3 rRNA genes are annotated in these 5,893 nt (G+C 59.0%); all 3 read left to right on the top strand.

Going from position 1 to position 5,893, the window contains the following annotated elements:
• Positions 1-139 precede the first annotated feature (139 nt).
• The 3 genes from ACFYE1_RS17105 (at position 140) to rrf (ending at position 5,834) form a co-directional block, all read left to right on the top strand.
• A 16S ribosomal RNA gene (locus ACFYE1_RS17105) occupies positions 140-1,665 on the top strand.
• 683 nt (positions 1,666-2,348) lie between these two features.
• A 23S ribosomal RNA gene (locus ACFYE1_RS17100) occupies positions 2,349-5,484 on the top strand.
• 233 nt (positions 5,485-5,717) lie between these two features.
• A 5S ribosomal RNA gene (gene rrf, locus ACFYE1_RS17095) occupies positions 5,718-5,834 on the top strand.
• Together the 16S, 23S and 5S rRNA genes form the textbook arrangement of a ribosomal RNA operon.
• Positions 5,835-5,893 lie beyond the last annotated feature (59 nt).

Genomic DNA, 5,893 nt, shown 5'->3' with positions numbered 1-5,893 from the left:
GGTCTGTTGTTTGAGAACTCAATAGTGTGCCATGTTTGTTGATACCGGATGTTTTATTCGGTTGATGGGTTGTTGCTGTTCCGCCTCCGTGGGGTGGTGGCAGCCTTTTCGGCCGGGGTTTGATGTTTTCGTTGTTTTTGTGACGGAGAGTTTGATCCTGGCTCAGGACGAACGCTGGCGGCGTGCTTAACACATGCAAGTCGAACGATGATGCCCAGCTTGCTGGGTGGATTAGTGGCGAACGGGTGAGTAATACGTGAGTAACCTGCCCTTGACTCTGGGATAAGCCTGGGAAACTGGGTCTAATACTGGATACTACCGTCTTCCGCATGGTGGGTGGTGGAAAGGGTTTTACTGGTTTTGGATGGGCTCACGGCCTATCAGCTTGTTGGTGGGGTAATGGCTCACCAAGGCGACGACGGGTAGCCGGCCTGAGAGGGTGACCGGCCACACTGGGACTGAGACACGGCCCAGACTCCTACGGGAGGCAGCAGTGGGGAATATTGCACAATGGGCGGAAGCCTGATGCAGCGACGCCGCGTGAGGGATGACGGCCTTCGGGTTGTAAACCTCTTTCAGTAGGGAAGAAGCGAAAGTGACGGTACCTGCAGAAGAAGCGCCGGCTAACTACGTGCCAGCAGCCGCGGTAATACGTAGGGCGCAAGCGTTGTCCGGAATTATTGGGCGTAAAGAGCTCGTAGGCGGTTTGTCGCGTCTGCTGTGAAAGCCCGGGGCTCAACCCCGGGTCTGCAGTGGGTACGGGCAGACTAGAGTGCAGTAGGGGAGACTGGAATTCCTGGTGTAGCGGTGAAATGCGCAGATATCAGGAGGAACACCGATGGCGAAGGCAGGTCTCTGGGCTGTTACTGACGCTGAGGAGCGAAAGCATGGGGAGCGAACAGGATTAGATACCCTGGTAGTCCATGCCGTAAACGTTGGGCACTAGGTGTGGGGGACATTCCACGTTTTCCGCGCCGTAGCTAACGCATTAAGTGCCCCGCCTGGGGAGTACGGCCGCAAGGCTAAAACTCAAAGGAATTGACGGGGGCCCGCACAAGCGGCGGAGCATGCGGATTAATTCGATGCAACGCGAAGAACCTTACCAAGGCTTGACATTCACCGGATCGCCCCAGAGATGGGGTTTCCCTTCGGGGTCGGTGGACAGGTGGTGCATGGTTGTCGTCAGCTCGTGTCGTGAGATGTTGGGTTAAGTCCCGCAACGAGCGCAACCCTCGTTCTATGTTGCCAGCACGTGATGGTGGGGACTCATAGGAGACTGCCGGGGTCAACTCGGAGGAAGGTGGGGATGACGTCAAATCATCATGCCCCTTATGTCTTGGGCTTCACGCATGCTACAATGGCCGGTACAAAGGGTTGCGATACTGTGAGGTGGAGCTAATCCCAAAAAGCCGGTCTCAGTTCGGATTGAGGTCTGCAACTCGACCTCATGAAGTCGGAGTCGCTAGTAATCGCAGATCAGCAACGCTGCGGTGAATACGTTCCCGGGCCTTGTACACACCGCCCGTCAAGTCACGAAAGTTGGTAACACCCGAAGCCGGTGGCCTAACCCCTTGTGGGAGGGAGCCGTCGAAGGTGGGACTGGCGATTGGGACTAAGTCGTAACAAGGTAGCCGTACCGGAAGGTGCGGCTGGATCACCTCCTTTCTAAGGAGCCGTTGACCGCCGTGTGGTGGTCGCCCCCGCTGCAGTGCCCGTCCGTGGTGCTGGTGGGGTGAGCTCATGGGTGGAATGTCAGCGAGCAAGTGGCCGCACTCCTTCTGGCCGGGTTCTGCCCGGGTGGGGGTTGCCGGCCCGGTGGTGTCCCAGTACCTGCTGGTCCTCGTGAACTTCGGTTGACGGTGGCTGGTGGTGGAAGAGCCGCTGCCGGGGTGGTGGGTGTGGTCCGTGGCGCACTATTGGGTCCTGAGACAACAGGCCCCTGGTTCTTCTGGTGTCGGTGGCACCGTGTCGCTCCTTGTGGGGGTGGTGCGGGGGTTCCGGTGCCGGGGGGGGTGGGGGTGTGTTGTGTCTGGGTTCCCGGCGTCCTGCCGGTGGGTGTGGTTCCTTCGGGGCCGGTCCCACCAGTGTGCGGGGTGTGCGGGTTGTTGTTTGAGAACTGTATAGTGGACGCGAGCATCTTGAGAACAGGTGCCGCAAGTGGGCCGGGATCCTCCTGACGGGGGTGAGCGGTGCGGTTGTGGTGCCGTGTTCGTGATTGATCGCCGCCAGTCACTGCGAGGTCGTCGTGGTCGTGGCGTGTGTTGCGGGGTCCCGTTCGCGGGGTGCCGGGCGCACGGTGTGGGCAGGGCAGCCGTTGTGGTGTCTGGTCGGTGTGTTCTGTGATCATGTGGCAAGTTTTTAAGGGCGCACGGTGGATGCCTTGGCATCAGGAGCCGATGAAGGACGCGGTAATCTGCGATAAGCCTCGGGGAGCTGATAAACGAGCTGTGATCCGAGGGTCTCCGAATGGGGAAACCCCGCCGCGTGTTATGCGTGGTGACCCGCACCTGAATTCATAGGGTGTGTGGAGGGAACGTGGGGAAGTGAAACATCTCAGTACCCACAGGAAGAGAAAACAACAGTGATTCCGTCAGTAGTGGCGAGCGAACGCGGAAGAGGCCAAACCGATGGTGTGTGATACCCGGCAGGGGTTGCATCATCGGGGTCGTGGGGCGTGTCGTCCCGGGTCTGCCGGCCCGGGCGTGTGAGTGCAGGGCGATAGTCGAACCGGTGTGAGTGCCGGACCGGAGAGGGTGAGAGTCCCGTAGACGAAATCGTCGCTGCCGCACGGTGCGCGTACCCAAGTAGCACGGGGCCCGAGAAATCCCGTGTGAATCTGCCAGGACCACCTGGTAAGCCTAAATACTACCTGATGACCGATAGCGGACCAGTACCGTGAGGGAAAGGTGAAAAGTACCCCGGGAGGGGAGTGAAATAGTACCTGAAACCGTGTGCCTACAAACCGTCGGAGCCCTTATAAGGTGACGGCGTGCCTTTTGAAGAATGAGCCTGCGAGTTAGTGTTACGTCGCGAGGTTAACCCGTGAGGGGTATCCGTAGCGAAAGCGAGTCTGAACAGGGCGAGTGAGTGGCGTGATCTAGACCCGAAGCGAAGTGATCTACCCATGGCCAGGTTGAAGCGCGTGTAAGAGCGCGTGGAGGACCGAACCCACTTCAGTTGAAAATGGAGGGGATGAGCTGTGGGTAGGGGTGAAAGGCCAATCAAACTTCGTGATAGCTGGTTCTCCCCGAAATGCATTTAGGTGCAGCGTTACGTGTTTCTTGCCGGAGGTAGAGCTACTGGATGGCCGATGGGCCCTACAAGGTTACTGACGTCAGCCAAACTCCGAATGCCGGTAAGTGAGAGCGTAGCAGTGAGACTGTGGGGGATAAGCTTCATAGTCGAGAGGGAAACAGCCCAGACCACCAACTAAGGCCCCTAAGCGTGTGCTAAGTGGGAAAGGATGTGGAGTTGCTTAGACAACCAGGAGGTTGGCTTAGAAGCAGCCATCCTTGAAAGAGTGCGTAATAGCTCACTGGTCAAGTGATTCCGCGCCGACAATGTAGCGGGGCTCAAGTACACCGCCGAAGTTGTGGCATTGCACCAATGATACCCAACCGGTCCCTTGCGGGGCCGGTTCAGGTGGTGCGATGGGTAGGGGAGCGTCGTGTGGGCAGTGAAGCTGCGGGGTGACCCAGTGGTGGAGCCCACACGAGTGAGAATGCAGGCATGAGTAGCGAATGACGGGTGAGAAACCCGTCCGCCGGATGATCAAGGGTTCCAGGGTCAAGCTAATCTGCCCTGGGTCAGTCGGGACCTAAGGCGAGGCCGACAGGCGTAGTCGATGGACAACGGGTTGATATTCCCGTACCGGCGAAGAACCGCCCCTACCGAACCGGGGACACTAACCACCCGAACCGCACCAGGTGCCGGCCATTGGCCGGTCGCCGGTGTCGGGGAGCGTGGGACCTGAACCGGGGAGGTAAGCGTATTAACAGGTGTGACGCAGGAAGGTAGCCGAGCCGGGCGATGGTAGACCCGGTCCAAGCGTGTAGGGCGACCCGTTGGCAAATCCGCGGGTCACATCAGCCTGAGACGTGACGGGACCCCCATCCGTGGGGGGATTCGGTGATCCTATGCTGCCGAGAAAAGCATCGACGCGAGGTTCCAGCCGCCCGTACCCCAAACCGACACAGGTGATCAGGTAGAGAATACTAAGGCGATCGAGAGAATCATGGTTAAGGAACTCGGCAAAATGCCCCCGTAACTTCGGGAGAAGGGGGGCCCCGACCGTGGACACCACTAGCTGGTGCGAGCGGGTAAGGGCCGCAGAGACCAGGGGGAAGCGACTGTTTATCAAAAACACAGGTCCGTGCGAAGTCGCAAGACGAGGTATACGGACTGACTCCTGCCCGGTGCTGGAAGGTTAAGAGGACCTGTTAGCCTCACGGCGAAGCGGAGAATTTAAGCCCCAGTAAACGGCGGTGGTAACTATAACCATCCTAAGGTAGCGAAATTCCTTGTCGGGTAAGTTCCGACCTGCACGAATGGAGTAACGACTTCCCCGCTGTCTCAACCATGAACTCGGCGAAATTGCAGTACGAGTAAAGATGCTCGTTACGCGCAGCAGGACGGAAAGACCCCGAGACCTTTACTATAGTTTGGTATTGGTGTTCGGTGTGGCTTGTGTAGGATAGGTGGGAGACGGTGAAGCGGGCACGCCAGTGCACGTGGAGTCAACGTTGAAATACCACTCTGGTCACTCTGGACATCTAACTTCGGCCCGTGATCCGGGTCAGGGACAGTGCCTGATGGGTAGTTTAACTGGGGCGGTTGCCTCCTAAAGAGTAACGGAGGCGCCCAAAGGTTCCCTCAGCCTGGTTGGCAATCAGGTGTCGAGTGTAAGTGCACAAGGGAGCTTGACTGTGAGAGCGACAGCTCGAGCAGGGACGAAAGTCGGGACTAGTGATCCGGCGGTACATTGTGGAATGGCCGTCGCTCAACGGATAAAAGGTACCTCGGGGATAACAGGCTGATCTTGCCCAAGAGTCCATATCGACGGCATGGTTTGGCACCTCGATGTCGGCTCGTCGCATCCTGGGGCTGGAGTTGGTCCCAAGGGTTGGGCTGTTCGCCCATTAAAGCGGTACGCGAGCTGGGTTCAGAACGTCGTGAGACAGTTCGGTCCCTATCCGCTGCGCGCGCAGGAAATTTGAGAAGACCTGTCCTTAGTACGAGAGGACCGGGACGGACGAACCTCTGGTATGGCAGTTGTACCGCCAGGTGCACCGCTGCTTCGCTACGTTCGGAAGAGATAACCGCTGAAAGCATCTAAGCGGGAAGCTCGCTTCGAGATGAGATTTCCAGACACCCTCGGGTGTGAGAGGCCCCCAGCTAGACCACTGGGTTGATAGGCCGGAGGTGGAAGCACGAACCAACGACGTGTGCAGCCGACCGGTACTAATACGCCGACAACTTACACCACACCCCCACCCCACCCGCACCACGCGTGCGGGACCCGGGCGGGGAACAGCACAGAACACCGCGTCCACTATACGGCTCCCAACCAACAACCCACCCACCCCTTTCAGGGCAGGCAGGCCAGGAACCACAACCGCATCACCACAGCACCACCAGACCGTGACCAGATTTCCCCCACCACCACCCCACCGCCCCCACGGGCACCAGGGACCGGTGGACCACCGGGGAGGCAGAGTTACGGCGGTCATAGCGTGGGGGAAACGCCCGGTCCCATCCCGAACCCGGAAGCTAAGACCCACAGCGCCGATGGTACTGCACCCGGAAGGGTGTGGGAGAGTAGGACACCGCCGGACCACACCACCAGGGTCGAGCCCCCGACACACCCGTGCCGGGGGCTCCCCACATTAACACC

The sequence above is a fragment of the Kocuria nitroreducens genome (assembly GCF_042879195.1).
Classification (GTDB): domain Bacteria; phylum Actinomycetota; class Actinomycetes; order Actinomycetales; family Micrococcaceae; genus Kocuria; species Kocuria nitroreducens.
Note: the sequence above shows the minus strand (reverse complement) of the source record. Positions and strands in the feature narration are given on the sequence as shown.